Annotated in this window: 18 protein-coding genes; 6 read left to right on the top strand and 12 right to left on the bottom strand. The window is 65.4% G+C overall.

Annotated features, from left to right (window positions below; translation table 11 throughout):
- The first annotated feature begins 57 nt into the window (after positions 1-57).
- Together ACXAED_RS12070 and ACXAED_RS12065 are read left to right on the top strand one after the other, a co-directional pair.
- The gene (locus ACXAED_RS12070; RefSeq protein ID WP_475050010.1) at positions 58-918 is read left to right on the top strand and encodes a helix-turn-helix domain-containing protein; all 861 of its coding nucleotides are present in this window, start codon (positions 58-60) and stop codon (positions 916-918) included.
- Between the two features lie 46 nt (positions 919-964).
- On the top strand, positions 965-2,050 hold the full coding sequence (locus tag ACXAED_RS12065; RefSeq protein ID WP_475050007.1) for a CaiB/BaiF CoA transferase family protein: 1,086 nt from the start codon (positions 965-967) through the stop codon (positions 2,048-2,050).
- A 2-nt stretch (positions 2,051-2,052) separates the two neighbouring features.
- Here ACXAED_RS12065 and ACXAED_RS12060 read toward each other — a convergent pair whose 3' ends face one another.
- Together ACXAED_RS12060 and hemE are read right to left on the bottom strand one after the other, a co-directional pair.
- Complete coding sequence (locus tag ACXAED_RS12060; protein WP_475050005.1) at positions 2,053-2,220, bottom strand: hypothetical protein; 168 nt, start codon at positions 2,218-2,220, stop codon at positions 2,053-2,055.
- Positions 2,221-2,283: 63 nt separating this feature from the next.
- Positions 2,284-3,318, bottom strand: coding sequence for a uroporphyrinogen decarboxylase (gene hemE / locus ACXAED_RS12055; protein ID WP_475053102.1), 1,035 nt, complete (start codon positions 3,316-3,318; stop codon positions 2,284-2,286).
- Between the two features lie 185 nt (positions 3,319-3,503).
- Between hemE and hemC the strand changes: the two genes are divergently transcribed.
- Positions 3,504-4,463 carry a hydroxymethylbilane synthase gene (gene hemC, locus ACXAED_RS12050; RefSeq protein WP_475050003.1) on the top strand — a complete coding sequence of 320 codons (960 nt, stop codon included), beginning with the start codon at positions 3,504-3,506 and terminating at the stop codon, positions 4,461-4,463.
- 130 nt (positions 4,464-4,593) lie between these two features.
- Here the strand turns inward: hemC and ACXAED_RS12045 are convergent, their stop codons facing one another.
- The 5 genes from ACXAED_RS12045 to clpS all read right to left on the bottom strand — a co-directional run bounded on the left by ACXAED_RS12045 (position 4,594) and on the right by clpS (position 8,772).
- Complete coding sequence (locus ACXAED_RS12045) at positions 4,594-5,409, bottom strand: glycoside hydrolase family 25 protein (RefSeq protein ID WP_475050002.1); 816 nt, start codon at positions 5,407-5,409, stop codon at positions 4,594-4,596.
- Between the two features lie 182 nt (positions 5,410-5,591).
- On the bottom strand, positions 5,592-6,485 hold the full coding sequence (gene hemF / locus ACXAED_RS12040; RefSeq protein ID WP_475049999.1) for an oxygen-dependent coproporphyrinogen oxidase: 894 nt from the start codon (positions 6,483-6,485) through the stop codon (positions 5,592-5,594).
- A 30-nt stretch (positions 6,486-6,515) separates the two neighbouring features.
- Positions 6,516-7,322 carry an SDR family NAD(P)-dependent oxidoreductase gene (locus ACXAED_RS12035; protein ID WP_475049996.1) on the bottom strand — a complete coding sequence of 269 codons (807 nt, stop codon included), beginning with the start codon at positions 7,320-7,322 and terminating at the stop codon, positions 6,516-6,518.
- A gap of 82 nt (positions 7,323-7,404) precedes the next feature.
- On the bottom strand, positions 7,405-8,394 hold the full coding sequence (locus ACXAED_RS12030) for a class I SAM-dependent methyltransferase (protein ID WP_475049993.1): 990 nt from the start codon (positions 8,392-8,394) through the stop codon (positions 7,405-7,407).
- 12 nt (positions 8,395-8,406) lie between these two features.
- On the bottom strand, positions 8,407-8,772 hold the full coding sequence (gene clpS / locus ACXAED_RS12025; RefSeq protein WP_475049990.1) for an ATP-dependent Clp protease adapter ClpS: 366 nt from the start codon (positions 8,770-8,772) through the stop codon (positions 8,407-8,409).
- A 64-nt stretch (positions 8,773-8,836) separates the two neighbouring features.
- Here clpS and ACXAED_RS12020 point away from each other — a divergent pair, with 64 nt between their 5' ends.
- From ACXAED_RS12020 to ACXAED_RS12010, 3 genes are all read left to right on the top strand, one after another.
- Entirely contained in the window at positions 8,837-9,550 is a 714-nt protein-coding gene (locus ACXAED_RS12020; protein WP_475049987.1) for an HAD family hydrolase, read from the top strand.
- Between the two features lie 80 nt (positions 9,551-9,630).
- The gene (locus tag ACXAED_RS12015; RefSeq protein WP_475049984.1) at positions 9,631-9,957 is read left to right on the top strand and encodes a hypothetical protein; all 327 of its coding nucleotides are present in this window, start codon (positions 9,631-9,633) and stop codon (positions 9,955-9,957) included.
- A 261-nt stretch (positions 9,958-10,218) separates the two neighbouring features.
- Positions 10,219-11,832 (top strand): D-alanyl-D-alanine carboxypeptidase family protein, encoded by a 1,614-nt coding sequence (locus tag ACXAED_RS12010; protein WP_475049981.1) that lies wholly within the window; start codon positions 10,219-10,221, stop codon positions 11,830-11,832.
- 179 nt (positions 11,833-12,011) lie between these two features.
- On the opposite strand, the gene ccoS is transcribed toward ACXAED_RS12010, so the two are convergent.
- The 5 genes from ccoS to ACXAED_RS11985 form a co-directional block, all read right to left on the bottom strand.
- Positions 12,012-12,170 carry a cbb3-type cytochrome oxidase assembly protein CcoS gene (gene ccoS / locus ACXAED_RS12005; RefSeq protein ID WP_027235212.1) on the bottom strand — a complete coding sequence of 53 codons (159 nt, stop codon included), beginning with the start codon at positions 12,168-12,170 and terminating at the stop codon, positions 12,012-12,014.
- Positions 12,171-12,200: 30 nt separating this feature from the next.
- Positions 12,201-14,378 (bottom strand): heavy metal translocating P-type ATPase, encoded by a 2,178-nt coding sequence (locus ACXAED_RS12000; protein ID WP_475049978.1) that lies wholly within the window; start codon positions 14,376-14,378, stop codon positions 12,201-12,203.
- 5 nt (positions 14,379-14,383) lie between these two features.
- On the bottom strand, positions 14,384-14,848 hold the full coding sequence (locus tag ACXAED_RS11995; protein ID WP_475049975.1) for a FixH family protein: 465 nt from the start codon (positions 14,846-14,848) through the stop codon (positions 14,384-14,386).
- 3 nt (positions 14,849-14,851) lie between these two features.
- Complete coding sequence (ccoG, locus tag ACXAED_RS11990; RefSeq protein ID WP_475049972.1) at positions 14,852-16,414, bottom strand: cytochrome c oxidase accessory protein CcoG; 1,563 nt, start codon at positions 16,412-16,414, stop codon at positions 14,852-14,854.
- A gap of 231 nt (positions 16,415-16,645) precedes the next feature.
- On the bottom strand, positions 16,646-17,521 hold the full coding sequence (locus ACXAED_RS11985; RefSeq protein ID WP_475049969.1) for a LysR family transcriptional regulator: 876 nt from the start codon (positions 17,519-17,521) through the stop codon (positions 16,646-16,648).
- Between the last annotated feature and the right edge of the window lie 69 nt (positions 17,522-17,590).

Below are 17,590 nucleotides of genomic sequence, written 5' to 3'. Positions count from 1 at the left end.
GCTTGCCACCGGCTTTTGCGAATGGACCAAGCGCGCCACTTCTTGTACATTTCACACATGAATCCTTCAACCCGCATCGACAGCTACAACCTGTTTGGCGAAACCGCCGAATTGGCGGATGTGCTGCATATTGAGACAATTCGCGCCCGATCTGAGCTGCATGACTGGGAATTACGGCCGCATCGGCACGCAAGACTGCATCAGCTGCTGGTTCTGATCAGCGGGGAGGGAGAGGCTGATCTTGACGGAAACAGACATGGGCTGGCTCCGCCCTGCCTGATCAATGTGCCCCGCGGCGTGGTGCATGGGTTCCGGTTTGGCAGCGGTACCGGCGGCTGGGTTATCACTCTGACCTCCGATCTTCTGGACCAGAACCTGACACCCGGCGAAGGGGTGCGAGCGCAGCTGGACCTGCCTGTGGTCCTGCCGCTGCCCGACGGGCTTCAAGATCTGGCAGAGCAGCTTTTCAGCGAATATGGCCGCCGGGACTTTGGCCGCGCGCAGATGCTGCGCGGGCTGGCGCTTTCGCTAACCGCAGCGGCTGCGCGTGCCATCGCCGCCAGTCAGGAAACTTCGGCGCAGGCGCAGCATAGCACGCTATTCGCCCGCTTCGAGGCGCTGGTCGAGCGCGACTTCCGCCTGCGCCGCCCGCTGGCGGAATACGCGGGTGAGCTGGCAGTATCGCCGACCCACCTGAACCGGATCACCCATCAGGCCACCGGCCAGCCGGCCTCGGCGCTGGTCAGCGCCCGGGTGCTGCGGGAGGCGCGGCGGCTGCTGATCTATACCAACCTGACCGCGGCGCAGGTCGCCTATGAACTGGGCTTCAACGATCCCGCGCATTTCAGCCGGATGTTTGCCAGCGGCACCGGAATGCCGCCACGGAAATTCCGCCAGCAACTTGCCGGAAGCGGCTGAGCCGGAGCAGACTGGTCCTTGCAGGCCATCGTAAAGGGAGCGCAAAATGCTGCAAGGGATCCGCATTCTGGAGGTCGAGGGCCTGGGGCCTGGACCCTTTGCCGCGATGACACTGGCCGACCTCGGGGCGGAGGTGATCTGCGTGCACCGCCCGTACACCCCCCGTACACCGGGGATGCCGGAAAGCTCGCTTTTGGACCGGGGCAAGCGGTCGATCACGCTGGACCTGAAGGACCCCGCCGATGCGGACACCTTCCTGAAACTTGCCAAAAACGCACATGGCCTGATCGAGGGCTTCCGCCCCGGCGTGATGGAGCGGCTGGGGCTGGGGCCGGCAGAGTGCCACGCGGTGAACCCGGGCCTGGTCTACGGCCGGATGACCGGCTGGGGGCAGGACAGCCCGCTGGCCCATGCGGCCGGGCATGACCTCAATTACATCTCGCTGTCAGGCGCACTGTGGTACGCCTCCGCCCCCGGCGATGTGCCGCTCACGCCCGCCACGCTGGTCGGCGATATCGGCGGCGGCGCGATGTATCTGGTCGCGGGGATGCTGGCGGGAATCCTCAAGGCCCAGTCCTCCGGCGCGGGCTGCGTGGTGGATGCCGCGATCTATGACGGCTCGGCCCATATGATGAACCTCTTGATGAGCATCCGCCAGGCCGGGAACTTTGGCGTTACACGTGGAGCAAACCTGCTCGACGGGCCGCATTGGAGCCGCACATACGCCTGCGCGGACGGCGGCTATGTTTCGGTGCAATGCCTGGAGCCGAAGTTCTATGCGCTGTTTCTGGAGAAACTGGGGCTGTCAGAGGACGCGGAATTCCAGCAGCAGTTCGACAAGACCAAATGGCCCGCGCTGACCGGCCGCCTCGCCGGGATCTTTGCCAGCCACCCGCGCAACCACTGGGCGGCGCTGTTCGAGGGGAGCGATGCCTGCGTCGCCCCGGTGCTGAACCCGGAGGAAGCCAAGGCGCATGGGATGAACGCCCGCGGCACGTGGGTTGAAGAGCAGGGCATGCTGCAAGCCGCCCCCGCCCCGCGGTTTTCCGGCCAGCCTGAATGGACGCCGCCGGAGATCCCCCGGCGCGGCCAGCACACGGAGGACATCCTGGCAGAACTGAACCAGACGTAGGGTCAGTTCTCTTTCTTGGCCTTTTCGGCAGCGGCCTTCATCCGCTTGAGCAGCTCAGCCTTGTCCGCCTGCTTGCCAAACGGGTTTTTCTTGGTGCCCTTGGCATTGTGTTCCGAATGACGGGGTTTGTTGCTGCCCATGCGGGCGCCGCCCATTCTGCTGTAGTCCATCGTGAGACCTCTGGATGTATCCGAAGATGCGGCTATTGCCGCATCTACATGGATAACACAAGATCAGCCGTTGCGGACGGTGTCGATCATCAGCTGCACATTGTCCGGGTCCGCATCCGGGGTGATGCCGTGGCCCAGATTGAAAATATGCGGGCCGTTCTTGAATGCCTCGACGATGCGGCGGGTGTCATCGACCAGATCCTGCCCGCCGGTCACCATGTGGCGGGAGGCCAGGTTGCCCTGCACGCAGCCGTCCACCTGCACATTGGCCGCGGCCCAGACCGGATCAACCGAGTTGTCGAGCGCCACGCAATCGACCCCGGTTGCCTTGGCAAAGCCCACGTAATTCTCGCCCGCTTCGCGCGGGAAGCCGATGACGGGGATGCCCGGATGGCGTTCCTTCAGCGCCTGGGTGATCTGGCGGCAGGGTTCCAGCGCGTATTTCTGAAACGCCTCGCCCTTCAAAGAGCCCGCCCAGCTGTCGAAGATCTTGACGACTTCGGCGCCGGCCTCGATCTGCTTTGAGAGGTAGTCGATGGTCGCCTCGGTGATCCGCGCCAGCAGCGCCTCGAACAGGGCGGTGTTTTCTTCGCGAAGGGCGTGCGCAGGCCCCTGGTCCGGGGTGCCGCGGCCTGCGATCATATAGGTTGCCACGGTCCAGGGCGCGCCGGCAAAGCCGATCAGTGTGGTCTCCGGCGGCAGCTCGCGCGACAGGATGCGGACGGTTTCATAGATCGGGTTCAGCGTCTCGTGAATGTCGCTTACCGGGCCCAGCTTGGCAAAATCCGCCTCGGTGGTGATGGTCGAGAGCCGCGGTCCTTCACCGGTCACGAACCACAGGTCGGCGCCCAGCGCCTGCGGCACCAGCAGGATATCGGCAAACAGGATTGCGGCATCAAAGCCGTAGCGGCGGATCGGCTGCAGGGTCACCTCGGCGGCCAGATCGGAATTGTAGCAGAGCGACAGGAAATCCCCGGCCTCGGCCCGCGTCGCGCGGTATTCCGGCAGGTAGCGGCCCGCCTGGCGCATCATCCAGATCGGCGGCACATCCTGTTTCTCACCCGCCAATGCGCGCAGCAGCTTCTTTTGTCCGGCCATGGTCATCCTCGCTATCATTCGCCCCTTGAGGTCACGCCTGCGAGGGCGAATGTCAAGAGCAGGGGCGATCTGCCGCGCCCCGGGCACACGCGCCTTGTCCTATGTCAAAGTCCGCGCGCGGCCCCCGTGGAAGATGCGCAAAAACCGGTTTCCTCCGGGCCGCAAACTGATTTATGGCTTCTTTCATGACACTGACCCTGCCCTCCCCCGCTTCGCCCCTGAAGATCGGCACCCGCGGATCGCCGCTGGCGCTGGCCCAGGCCTATGAGACCCGCAGCCGTCTGGCTACCGCTTTCGACCTGCCGCAGGAGGCGTTCGAGATCGTGGTGATCAAGACCACCGGCGACAATCAGGCGCTGATTGCGGCGGACAAGCCGCTGAAAGAGCTGGGTGGCAAGGGGCTGTTCACCAAGGAGATCGAAGAGGACCTCCTGTCGGGCGCCATCGACATCGCGGTGCATTCGATGAAGGACATGCCGGTTGCCCAGCCGGAGGGGCTGCTGCTGGGCACCTATCTGCCTCGGGAAGATGTGCGCGATGCCTTTATCTCGCCGTCGCTGAAGTCGCTGCATGATCTGGCCGAGGGCGCGGTGGTCGGCACCTCCTCGCTGCGGCGCCGGGCGCAGCTGCTCAACCGCCGCCCGGACCTGAAGGTGGTGGAGTTCCGCGGCAATGTGCAGACCCGGCTGCGCAAGCTGTCCGAGGGCGTGGCGGAGTGCACATTCCTGGCGATGGCAGGGTTGAACCGGCTGGCCATGGACGATGTGCCCGCGACTGCGATTGAGACCAGCGACATGCTGCCCGCGGTGGCTCAGGGAGCGATCGGCATCGAGCGGCGGACAGATGACAGCCGCGTAGGCGACATGCTGGCGGCAATCCATGACGGTGAAACCGGCAAGCGGCTGGCAGCGGAACGGGCGTTCCTGGCGGCGCTCGACGGCTCCTGCGAGACGCCGATTGCCGGCCTGGCGGAGCTCGACGGCACCACCCTGCGCCTGCGCGGCGAGGTGCTGCGGCCGGATGGCGCGGAATCAATCAGTGATGATCAGACCTGCCCCATTGAAGACGGTGCGGAGCTGGGCCGTGAAATGGCGGCGAAGCTCTTGGAGAAGGCCGGCAAGGGGTTCTTTGACTGGAGGGCTTGAGCGAGGCTCTGCCTCGCGCTCCGGGATATTTGGGGCCAGATGAATGAAGGATCCGGTCTTCATCTGGCTGAAAATATCCTTGGGGTGAGCGCCGGTGGCGCGAGGGGGCAAAGCCCCCTTTCAAACTCCGCTAGATCTGCCCGGACCACCTGAGCCAGCTTTCCGGGCTGCCGCGGAAGGTGTTCAGATCCACGTCGCCCGCGACGCCAGGAACCTGGCCGGTGCCGGAATATTGCCAGAAGCTCCAGCTTTTGCCCGGGTAGACCTTTTGCGGGTGGCCCGCGACGGAGCGCAGCCAGAACTCGGTGCCGCTGAGGCGGCCGATGCCGGTGTCGCGGTAGAAATCCACCGTTGTGTAGACCACCGGGCGCTTGCCGTAGTGGCGTTCCAGAATGTTGAGGAATTTGCGCGCCTCGGCTCGCACCGTGGCGCCGTCAGGCCGTGTGCGGCAGGTGCGGGAGCGGTGGTTCCATTCCATGTCCAGCACCGGCGGCAGCGCGTTTGCGTCCTTGGGCACGTTGCGGATGAACCAGCGCGCCTGCTCCGCCGCCGGGCGGCAGAAGTGGTAATAATGGTAGGCGCCGCGTTTCATGCCCGCTGCGCGCGCACCGCGCCAGTTGTCGCGGAACTTGGCATCGGTGTGGTCGCCGCCCTCGGTTGCCTTGATATAGGCGAAGGACACGCCGGAACGGCGCACCTTGTGCCAGTTAATATCGCCCTGGTAGCGGGAGACGTCGATGCCGTGGACCGGGTAGGACCAGGGCTTGCGGCCTTCCCAGTCGTGCGGGTCGCGGTCGCCGAAGCGGGGATAGGTGGACAGGCCCGCCAGCCGCGCATTTGCGGGCTCGGTGCGGGTGACCTGAGGGGCGCTCACCGCCCTGTCCGGCGGCCTGCCGCATCCTGCTGCCAATGCCAGTGCCAATGCCCCAAGAACCAGTCTGCGCATGTGATGTGCTCCCTGCCTCGACTTGTAAAAAAAAAGCTGCTGTTATCTTTGCCTGCTCGGTCTCACTCTAGCGCAGGCAGGCGCAAAGTCGCGCGGCGGGACAGGCTGTCAGCAGAAATCCGCCAAAGAATAACGCGCCGCTTTGGGGGCGGCGCGCTGGCAGTGTCAAAAGCCGGGCGGGGTCAGACCCATTTGGCGAGCGGCGGCAGGCTCATCAGCACCGCGTTGGCGTCATGGCCGGTTTCCAGCCCGAACTTGGTGCCGCGGTCATAGACCAGGTTGTATTCGGCATAGAGGCCGCGATGGATCAGCTGGGCGTCCTTTTCGGCCTCATCGAAGTCCTGCACCCGGCGCTTTTCGACCAGCGGCACGAAGGCCGGCAGGAAGGCGCGGCCGATATCCTGGGTCAGGGCGAAATCGGCCGCCCAATCGCCCGAGTTCTGGTCGTCCATGAAGATGCCGCCGACGCCGCGGGCGCGCTTGCGGTGGGGGATGTAGAAATATTCATCCGCCCAGGCCTTGAGCCGCGGGTATTGGTCTTCCCCATGGGGATCCAGGTGCCGTTTCTGCGTCGCGTGGAAATGCGCGGTGTCCTCGTCGTATTCGATGCAAGGGTTGAGGTCCGAGCCGCCGCCGAACCACCAGGCGTGCGGGGTCCAGAACATGCGGGTGTTCATGTGCACGGCCGGCACATGCGGGTTGCGCATATGGGCGACCAGCGAGATGCCGGAGGCCCAGAAGCGCGGATCATCCTTCATCCCCGGAATGCCCTTGCGCGCGGCCATCGCGGCTTGCGCGCGCTCACCCAGGGTGCCGTAGACCTCGGAGATGTTGACGCCGACCTTCTCGAACACGCGGCCGCCGCGCATCACGCTCATCAGCCCGCCGCCCGCGTCGGAGCCGTCCTCCGAGGTGCGCTTGGTTTCCGTCACCTCGAACCGGCCCGGTGCCATGTCAGAGAACGGGCCTTCGCTGTGGCTGTCCTCCAGCGCCTCGAAGGCGGCGACGATCTGGTCGCGCAACTCCCGGAACCAGGCAGCGGCCCGGGCTTTTTCTTCTTTCATCTCAGCTGTCATGAGAAGTCTTTCCTTTAGTGTGCCGGCCGGTCAGTGGACCGGCGCTGCCACCGGATCCAGCAGCGTGCGGCCGCCGTCCAGCGTCAGCACCTGGCCGGTCATGAAGCTGGAGGCGTCGGATGCGAGGTACTGCGCCGTCTCGGTCAGTTCGGTGGGGGAGGCGATGCGGCCCAGCGGCGTGTGCGCCTCGATATCTTGGCGGTAGCTGCGGTTGTCCTTGAGCGTGGTCTGCATTGAGGCGCTCATCACCGAGCCGAAGGCGATCGAGTTCACCCGGATCCGGTGCGGCGCCAGCGCCACCGACAAGGAGCGGGTTGCCTGGTCCAGCGCGGCGGAGGCGATCGAATAGGCCATCAGGTCGGGGTGCGTGCGGCGCGCAGCGATGGAGGAGAGGTTGATGATGCTGCCGAGCGGGCCGTCATCATCCTCGTTTTCCTCGCCCTGCTTGATCATCCGCTTGGCGACCTGCTGCGACAGGCGGATGGTGGGCAGCAGGCTTTGGGTCATCAGCTGGTCCAGGGTTTCGTCCGCCGGGTCCAGCGGGTCGGTGGCGACCATCTGGCGGGCGCCGTTCACCAGGATATCCACCCCGTCAAAGGCGTCGATGGTGGCCGACAGCAGGTTGGCAATTGTCAGCCGCTCGCGCAGGTCGCCGGCGAAATAGCGGATGTTGCTTTCGTCCGCCTGCTCGCCCAGCTCCGCCACCAGCTGCGCTTCTTGCGTGTCGGCGAACATCACATTGGCGCCGGCATCGGCGAACTGCTTGCCGATGGCCAGGCCGATACCGCTGGAGGCACCGGTCACAATCGCGGTCTTGCCGGAGATGGAAAAGGACATTTGGGCACTCCCTGAGGCAATTTGGGCCGCACGTTAGACCGCGCCTGCCGGTTTGGAAACCGGCATTCACCCCGGCGCGCGGTTACTTGCGGCCGCGTTTCGGCCTGGCGGCGTGCAGGATCTTGAAGCGGTTGTCGCCGCCCTCCTCGCGCACCTGGGCAAAGCGTTCTGCCAGCGCGGTCTCATACGGCAGGTGCCGGTTGGCCACCATCCACAGGCTGCCATTGGGTGCCAGCATCGCGGCGGCCGCGCCGATGAAGGCCTGACCCAGCGACGGCTCTGCCGCGCGGCCGGTGTGGAACGGCGGGTTCATCACCGCGGTGTTGACCGGGCCCGGCGCTTTCCAGCTGCGGGCATCGGCCCAGTGGAACTGCGTTCGTGGGTCCGCGGCATTGAGACGGGCACAGGCCAGCGCGGCATGGTCTGCCTCAACCAGGTGCAGTTCTTCGACGCCCTCATGCTTCAGCACCTGCGCCGAGAGATAGCCCCAGCCCGCGCCCAGGTCGGCCACGCAGCGGCCCAGTTTCTGCGGCAACGCTGCCGCCAGCAATTGGGAGGCCGGGTCGATTCCATCCGCGGAAAACACGCCCGGCGCAGTGATAAAGCCCTCAACCTGATGCGGGCCTTCCGGCAGCCACTCGGACAGATCGGTTCCGCCCTCGATCCAGAACACCTTGCCATGTGCCTTAGAAACCGGCGCGGAGGGCTCGCAGCGCTTGCGCAGGTCCTTCAGGAGCGAATCGATGCCTTCCGTCTTGGCACCGTCGATCAGCACCTGGCCCCTGGTGGCAGCGGCAGCCTGTGCCACCAGCATCCGGGCCAGCGCCTTGGCCCGCGGCAGGAAGACGACGGCGGCAGCGTATTCGGCGCCTGCCTCCGGCACCGCAACGCAGTCATAGCCCTGCGCAGCGAAATGGTCGTGGTCGGGGCGGAACGGCTGCACGATCAGCAGCTGCGCCTTGGGCAGCGCCGACAGGTCATGCTCTGCGCGCGGGTGAAATACGGCGATGCGGCCTTCGGACGGCACAGCAAAGCCGCCCGATTGGGCGGCCAGGGACAAGCGAACGGACATCTAAGGGCCTCTTTATTCTTCTTTTTCCATGGTGCACTGCAGCGGGTGCTGGTGGCGGCGGGCGAAATCCATCACCTGGCCCACCTTGGTCTCAGCCACCTCATGGCTGAACACGCCAACCACGGCAACGCCCTTCTTGTGCACCGTCAGCATGATCTCAAACGCCTGCGCGTGGGTCATGCCAAAGAACCGCTCCAGCACCATCACCACGAATTCCATCGGGGTGTAATCATCATTCAGCAGCAGGACCTTGTAGCGCGGCGGGCGTTTGGTCTTGGGGCGCGTCTTGGTCAGGACACCAGCTTCGGTATCGTCGTCTGAATGATCCGTCATCATGATGGGCTGCAGCGGCATAAGCAATTTGATCCAGTGATGCATGGAATTTCCTGTGCCGCTTATATAGCCTCTTAGCTGTTCAGGAAAAGAGACTGAGACGCGCAGATTGACACGTAATTTGACAACAATCGGCTTTGATGCCGACGATACCCTTTGGCACAACGAACGGTTCTTCCGCGTGACGCAGGAAAAATTCGCCGAATTGCTGATGGATCACACACCGGATGACATCGGCCCGGAGCAGCTGGAGCGGCGGCTGCTGGACGCAGAGAAGCGCAACCTGGGACGCTACGGCTACGGGGTGAAGGGCTTTACCCTGTCGATGATCGAAACCGCAATTGACGTCACCGAGGAGCGGGTGCCGGGCGCCGTAATCAAGGAGCTGATAACCGCAGGCCAAATGATGCTGTCCTACCCGATCGAGCTGCTGCCCCATGCGCGCGAGGCGGTGGAGGCCGTGGCCGGGCGCTATAAGGTGGTGCTGATCACCAAGGGCGACCTGTTGGACCAGGAGCGCAAGCTGGCGCAATCCGGCCTGGGCGAGCTGTTCGACGGGGTTGAGGTGGTCTCGGAAAAGACGCCTGAGGTCTACCTGGGCATCTTCGCCCGCCACGGCGACGGTGCTTCGCGCGCGATGATGGTCGGCAACTCGATGCGCTCGGACGTGGTGCCGGTGATCGAGGCCGGCGGCTGGGGCACCTATGTGCCGCACGGGCTTGTCTGGGAGGTGGAGCACGCCGACGCCCCGGACCACAGCCCGCGTTATACTGAGATTGAAGACCTCGGCGGGCTGGCGGATCTGGTCGAGAGCCTCGGCTGACCGCCCTGCCCGTGCGGGTGCTGGACGTCCCCGCCCAGGGCCGCTATCCCTTTGCCAAAACGCAAGGGAGACACCGGGACATGCCGCACGCCGAGCTGAAATACTCCAGCGATCTGGAGATCGACGCGCCGTCTATCCTCGCCGCGATCGAGGCCGTTATTCTGGAGCACGACAGCGGTGCCGGTGCCTGCAAGGGCCGGGCCTATCCCGCAGATCAGTACCACCACACCCATATCGCGATCAGCGTCGCGCTGCTGAGCAAGCCGCACCGGGGCGAGTCGTTTTCCAGAGCGCTGCTGGCGGATCTCGAGGCCCGTATCAAGGAGCAGCTGCACCAGCCCTGCGAGTTCTCGCTTGGCCTCAGCTATTCCACCCCCTTCTATGTGACCAATTTTCACGCTGGATAGGGGCTCAGGAGCCATTCCCGCCCGCCTTATGACCTGTTCCGGGGCGTTTTTAACTGTGTGATTGCAAGTTTTTTTAGTAACCTTTTGTTAGGACATGCTGCATCTAGCGGCCCTGCAAACGAAGCCCACTAAATGCCGGCAGTGCTTAACAGCTGCTCCCGACTTGCCCGTTTCGCTGCTGTTTATTCCTCATAAACCCTGTGTTACGCTTTTGCTTACAGGCAGAAACGTCAGCCGGAAAACCGGCGGCATGAGGCAAACATGGCAGTGATCACGCAGGTCAATCCGGCGCCTGGCCGGTATTTCCGCACCCGAATACTTTGGGCAGCGACGGGTTTTCTTCTGGCAATTCTGGCGCTGGGACTGGCGCCGCAGCGGGCAGAGGCCGCGCCCTATGCGGCAATGGTGATTGACGCCCGGACCGGCGAGGTGCTGCATTCGCGCAATGCCGACACCCGGCTGCACCCGGCCTCGCTGACCAAGATGATGACGCTCTACATCGCGTTTGAGGCGGTACGGAACGGTGAAATCACCCTGGACACCAAGGTGAAGATTTCCCGCAACGCCGCTGCAGAACCGCCCTCGAAACTCGGGCTGAGGTCCGGCCAGCGGATTGCCTTCCGCTACCTGATCCGCGCCGCGGCGGTGAAATCCGCCAATGATGCGGCCACCGCCATCGGCGAGACGCTGTCGGGCTCCGAGGCCGCCTTTTCCCGCCGGATGAACCGCACCGCCAAGGCGCTGGGGATGACCCGCACCACCTTTAAGAACGCGCATGGCCTGACCGCCAGCGGGCATCTGTCGACCGCCAGCGACATGACCACGCTGGGGCGGCACCTGCTGTATGACTACCCGGAGTATTACAACCTGTTTTCGCGCCGCTCGACCCATGCGGGCATCCGCGAGGTCCCCAATACCAACCGCCGCCTGCTGGCCGCCTACCGCGGCGCGGACGGGATTAAAACTGGCTATACCCGGGCGGCAGGCTTCAACCTCGTGGCTTCGGCCAAGCGCGGCAACGAGCGGATCATCGCCACCGTGTTCGGCGGCAAATCCACCACCTCGCGCAATGCCAAGGTGGCGGAGCTGCTGGACCTCGGCTTCCGCCGGGCCCCCTCGCGCGCGGCGCTGCGCAAGCCGCAGCGGCCTGCCTATCAGGGGGCTGGCAATGTAGTGGTTGCCGATGCCGATGACGGTCCTGCGCACGGGGTTGCCGGCAAGACCATCCGGGTGAGCGGCCAGGTGGAGGCGAGCCTGCGTCCGAAACTGCGGCCGGGCGCCAGCCAGTCGCCGGTGCTGGTGGCAGCCCTTGAAGAAGCGCTGCAGACGCCGCCGGCGGAAGACCTGGCGGCGGCGGAGACGGAGGCCGCCGGGGAGCAGATCGAGAATGTGCAGACCGTCAGCGCGGAAGGCGCCTTGCAGCGGGATGCCGTGCGCGACAGCATTGCCGTTGCGCTGGCCGAAGCGAAGGCAGAGCCAGCGCCCCTGGACACTCCTGCGGCCGCCACGGTCATCGCAGCTGTGCAGCAGGTGCCCTTTACCGGCCTTCGGCCCGTTGCCCGCCCGGTGAGCCTGGCGCTGGCAGAGGCCTCTCCGGAGCCGGAACCGGTTGTGGTGACCCGCCTGTCCACCTCCGGCGGGCGTTACTGGGGGATCAATGTTGGCCTGTACACCAGCCGCTACCAGGCTGAGAAGGTGCTGCTGCGCACCGCGCTTTCGGAGCTGGAAACGCTGGACGGGTCCTTGCGCAAGGTGGCCAAGACCCGCCGCGGGTTTGAGGCGAATTTCCTCGGCATGAGCCAGGAGCAGGCGGAACTGGCCTGCCGCCGCCTGAACGCCCGCAACGTGACCTGCAACCCGATCGGCCCGTCGTAACCGGCTTAACCTGAGACCAGCAGCAAAGAGGCGCCCTTGCGGCGCCTTTTTTCATGTCTTGCATCCAGCATCAGCCGGCGGCTCCCGCCCGTCGTCAGGCTTTTCTGGCGAAAACCCCTCCTCCCGTTGGGCGCGGCCAGGGCCCCTGCAGGGGCGGGAGTTTTTGGGGGAATAGCCGATCAGGGCTTGGGCTTGTCGTCCCACTCGTCGCTGAGAATGCGGCGGGCGTCGCCTTCGGGGTCATCGTACTGGTTGCTGCGCACCGTGTAGATGAAAGCCGCCAGACCCACCGCGCCGAGGATCAGGGAAATCGGGATCAGGTAGGTGAGGACGCTCATGGGGTCGGTTCCGTGATTGCAGGCCCGCCCTCAACGCAGCCGGAGCGCGTTGAGGGAGACGGTAATGGAAGAGGTAGACATCGCCAGCGCCGCAATCAAGGGCGTGGCCAGCCCGGCCACCGCCAGCGGCACCGCGATCACGTTATAGAGCGTGGCAATTCGGAAGTTCTCGCGGATCCGGCGGGTGGCCTTCTGCGCCACGCCGCAGGCCTCGGCTAAGGGCTCAAGGTCCTGGCCCAAGAGCACGATGTCGGAGGCCACCCGCGCCGCATCCAGCGCCGAGGCCGGGGAGACCGACACATGCGCCGCCGCCAGGGCTGCGGTGTCGTTGAGGCCGTCACCGACCATCAGCACCTTCTTGCCCTGATCCGACAGAATCTGCACCCGGGCGGATTTGTCCGCGGGCAGCGCCTCGGCCACCCATTTGGCGATGCCCAGCCGCCCGGCCAGATCCTCGACCGCGCCGGTGGTGTCGCCGGAGATCAGCAGCACGTCTTTGCCCGCCTCCTGCAGCGCGCGCACGGCCTCCGCGGCTCCTGGGCGCAGGGCATCGGTGAACAGGAAGGGTTTGGCCGCCCCTGCCCCGCTATCGAGCCAGGCCGCCGTCTGGCTGCCCTGCTCAGCGCCGACCCAGGCCGCGCGGCCCAGGCGGACACGGGCGCCGCGGAAGACGCCTTCGGCGCCATAGCCAGGGACCTCGGTGATCTCCTGCACGCTGGCCGGTTTGATCCCGGCCTCCCGCGCGGCGCGGGTGAGCGCCAGCGACAGGGGGTGCGAGGAGCCTTCGGCCAGCGCCAGCGCAATTTCCAGATCGGCGCGGGCGTGATCGCCAAGGTTGGTGACTTCCGGCGTGCCTGCGGTCAGCGTGCCGGTCTTGTCGAACACAACGGTGTCCACCTCCGCCAGCCGCTCCAGCGCGGTGGCGTGCTTGATCAGCATGCCCTTCTTGAACAGCCGGCCCGAGGCGGCGGTGGTTACTGCCGGAACCGCAAGGCCCAGCGCGCAGGGGCAGGTGATGATCAGCACCGCGGCGGCGATGTTCAGCGCCGTGCGGATGTCGAAGGTGTAGAGATACCAGCCAGCAAAGGCGAGCGCCGACAGGATGTGGACCCCCGGTGCATAGAGCTTGGCCGCGCTGTCGGCGAGCGAGGTGTAGCGGGAGCGGCCCGATTCCGCGATGGCCACCAGATCGGTCATCCGGTGCAGCGAGGTATCCTCGCCCACGGCGGTCGCGCGGATGGTCAGCGGGCCGGTCAGATTCACTTCACCAGCGGAAACCGCCAGGCCCGGGGCGGCAAAGACCGGCAGCGTCTCGCCCGTCAGCAGCGAGCGGTCCAGTTCCGACTGACCCGCAACGATTTCGCCATCCACCGGCATCCGCCCGCCCGGGCGCACCAGGATAAGGTCGCCGATGGCGAGATCCGCCACCGGCACCTCGTATTCATCCCCATCCAGCAGCCGGATCGCTCGTGGCACCTCCAGCGCCGCCAGTTCCTCTGCCGCGGAACGCGCCACGGCGCGGGTGCGGTAATCCAGGTAACGGCCCGCCAGCAGGAAGAATGTCAGTGTCAGGGCAGCGTCGAAATAGGCGTGCTCGCCGGACAGGAAAGTTTCCCACAGCGAGGTCGCCAGCGCCAGCACCAGCGCCAGCACGATCGGCACGTCCATGTTGAGCCGCCTGACCCGCAGCGCGCTCCAGGCATTGGCAAAGAACGGCTGGGCGGAGAAGATGATCGCCGGGAAGGTGATCGCGGCGGAAATCCAGTGGAACATGTCCCGGGTCGCGTCCGAGGCGCCGGACCAGACCGACACCGACAGCAGCATGACGTTCATCGAGGCAAAGCCCGCTACCGCCAGCCGCATCAGCAGGTCGCGGCCCGCCTTGTCGCTCTGCGTGGCTGCCAGCGCCGCCAGGTCAAGCTCATGCGCCTCGTAGCCGATGCTTTCCAGCACCGGAATCAATTCAGCTGCGCGGATTTCCGGGTCAGCTTCGATCAGGGCGCGCTTGAGGGTCAGGTTCACCCGCGCCGAATGGATGCCGGGATGGGCATTCAGCGTCCGCTCCACCGCTGAGATGCAGGCCTGGCAATGGATGCCTGGCAGCGACAGCGCCAGCCGCGCCTCGGTTGGGGCCTGCTCTGCACTGTCATGCGGGGCGGCAACGCAGGCCGGACAGGCTGCAAGCGAGGGACGGAGCTGGGCGGTCATGGCGGTCAGCCTTTCACATGCAGGATCACACGCTGGGTGAACTCGGTGCCGTTCTTGGCCCGGGCCACCATGCGGATGTTCCAGTTGCCCGGACCCAGATCGGCTGGCGCCACATAGGCCTGGCCGTCAAAGGTGAATTCCGGCTGCTGGTCGTCCTGCACATGGGTTGCCCGGCCCAGGGTGGCGCTCAGCTTGGCCACCTCCACCGGATTGCCATCGGCATCGGTGATCTCCAGCTTGACCTGATCGCCCTGCGAGGACGCATAGACCGACCAGCCCAGTGCCTCCTGGGCAGAACGGCGCTTGTCGAATTCCTGGCTGGCGACATAGGAGTTCTTCACCTCCAGCCCAGGAAAGGTCTTCACCGCGTTCACGGCCAGGGCGATGTTCACCCCGATGATCACCGCAAAGGCGCCGCCGAACAGCATCAATGCGTGCTTGCCGGTAAATTCCCGCTCGCGCTTGGCCATGGTTCAGTTCCCCTTGCCGTTAAAGCTGGTGTCCTTGTGGGCGCGTTCCCCGTTTATCAGATCCTCGACCCAGATGCGAACCGGGCTGGTGTCTGTCTGCGCAGGAACGGAGCCCTTGGGAGCGACGATGTAGACCCGTTGCAGCAGCGCGGTGTCGGCCGGCACGTTCACCGAATGATAGACCGTGCCTTCCAGCTGCAAACGCATCGCCGGATCGCCCTTGATCGAGAGTTTGAACACACGGTCTTCGCCATGCTTGTTGCGCAGGCGCACGTCATAGGTGTTACGGATCGAGCCGTCGGACAGCGTCACATAGGTCGGGTTGCGTTCCGGCGCCACCGTCAGCTCGATGTCGGAGCGGATGAACAGCGCAAACAGCAGCCCCAAGCCCACCAGCGACCACAGGGTGGTGTACATAATGGTGCGCGGCCGCAGGATGTGCTTCCAGATGTTCTTGGGCGGTTTACCCTCACGCTCCTGCGCCTCATCCGACAGCGCCATATAGTCGATCAGGCCCCGCGGCTTGCCGATCTTGGCCATCACGTCGTCGCAGGCGTCGATGCACAGCGCGCAGGTAATGCATTCCATCTGCTGGCCGTCGCGGATGTCGATCCCCATCGGGCAGACGTTCACGCAGGCCATGCAGTCGATGCAGTCACCGGGCCCTGCGGCTTCGGCTGTACCGGTCGCGGCAGTGGGGCCGGCTTCCGGAGAGAGGCCCGGGTAAGGCGTGCCGGCATAAGCCGCCTGGCCGGGACCCGCCGCCTGAGCTGCCTGTTCGGCCGCCTCTGCTTCGGCCTTGCTGCGGCGGCGGACGTTGCCCTTGCCGCGCGGCTCGCCCCGCCATTCGCGGTAGCCGACGGTCAGCGTATCCTCATCCATCATCGCCGCCTGGATGCGCGGCCAGGGGCAGGCATAGATGCAGATCTGTTCGCGCGCGAAGCCGCCGAACAGGAAGGTGGTCGCGGTCAGCACCAGCATGGTGGTGTAGGCAATGGGATGCGCGTTCAGCGTCACCAGATCATAGGCAAGCGTCGGCGCATCAGCGAAATAGAACACCCAGGCGCCGCCGGTGGCCAGCCCGATCAGGAACCAGGCCACCCATTTGGTCACCCGCAGGCGGGCCTTGCGGAAATCCATTTTCTTTTGCCGGTGCAGGCGCAGGCGGGCGTTCCGGTCGCCCTCGATCCATCGTTCCACCAGGATGAACAGGTCGGTCCAGACGGTCTGCGGGCAGGCATAGCCGCACCAAACCCGGCCCAGGGCAGAGGTGAACAGAAACAGCCCCAGCCCCGCCATGATCAGGAGCCCCGCAACGAAATAGAATTCGTGCGGCCAGATCTCGATCCAGAAGAAATAGAACCGGCGGTTCGCCAGATCCAGCAGCACCGCCTGATCCGGCAGCGACGGCCCGCGGTCCCAGCGGATCCAAGGGGTCAGATAGTAAATCCCCAGCGTCACCGCCATGATGTACCATTTCAGGTTCCGGAAGGGTCCGGAGACGCGCCGGGGGAAAATCGGTTCCCTCGCGGCGTACAGGCTCGGGGCTGGGTTGGAATCGCTCACGGACTCTCTCCGTCTTGTGGCTGTCTGGCGCCCTTGTCACAGATGCAAAGTGCCGGAACTTTGACGTGGATCAAAAAGCGTATCACACAATCATGTTTTCACGCCCGGCAAAGCACCTTGTGAAGGCAAAATGCCACCTATGCCTGGGTGCCCCAGGCCGCCAGAGGCAAGTTGCCGCAGCGCAGCGGCTGCCGCGGGGCGCGGCCGCTTTCCGTTGCGGAAACAGACGTTTCAGTGCGCCTGCTGCTGCCGCCTGAGCCAGGCGATGAACTTGCGCGCCTCTGCCCGCAGCACGCCGGGGCGGGCGGCGATGTGGTAGCCTCGGCCTTCGCCCTCGGTGAACAGCGCCAGCAGTCTGCCCTCTGCCAAGTCTTCCTCGACAAAGGCGCGCACACTGACCGCGACACCCTGCCCCGCCTTCACTGCCTGCATCAGCAGGTTGCCCGGCAGCCGGGTGCGGGGGCCGCGCAGGCCTTCGCTGACGCCGCGCGACTGCAGCCAGTGGCTGGCCTCGGAGGTGCCCAGCTCTTCCAGCCACGGCAGGTCCAGCAGATCCTCCGGCGCCGTTACGCTCCGCCCGTCCAGCAGCCCCGGCGCGGCAATCACCACCATCGGCGAGGCCAACAGCAGCTCCGTTTCCAGCCCCGGCCAGTTACCGTCGCCATAGCGCAGCGCGATGTCGATGCCGCCGGGCTTCATTTCGACAAGGCCGCCGGAGGGGTCCAGGACCAGGTCGATGCCGGGATGTTCTGCCTGGAACCCCGGCAGCCGCGGCATCAGCCAGTGGGCGGCAAACATCGGTGTGCAAGTGACATGCAGCGGGCGGGCGGCGCTGGAGCGGGACAGTTCCCGCACAGCCGTCTGGATTGCGCCAAAGCCCAGCTGCAGCGCCCGGGCCAGATGCGCCCCTTCAGAGGTTAGCTCCAGCGCCCGGCCGCTGCGGTCCAGCAGCGCCACGCCCAGATGCGCCTCCAGTGCCCTCAGCTGCTGGCTGATGGCAGCGTGGCTGACATTCAGTGCGACGCCTGCCTGCACCACGTTTCCGGCTTCTGCGAAGGCAGCAAAAGCACGCAGAGATGCAAGCGGCGGCATGTGCAACCAGTCCATATGTAATTTCACCTTACACGTTGCGATTTTTCTTAACTCGCAGGAATCACCCGCTCGCGCAAGGATCAG

Source organism: Leisingera sp. ABM4_103 (assembly GCF_056158685.1).
The sequence above is the reverse complement of the archived record's forward strand: the minus strand, read 5'-3'. Positions and strand labels throughout refer to the sequence as shown.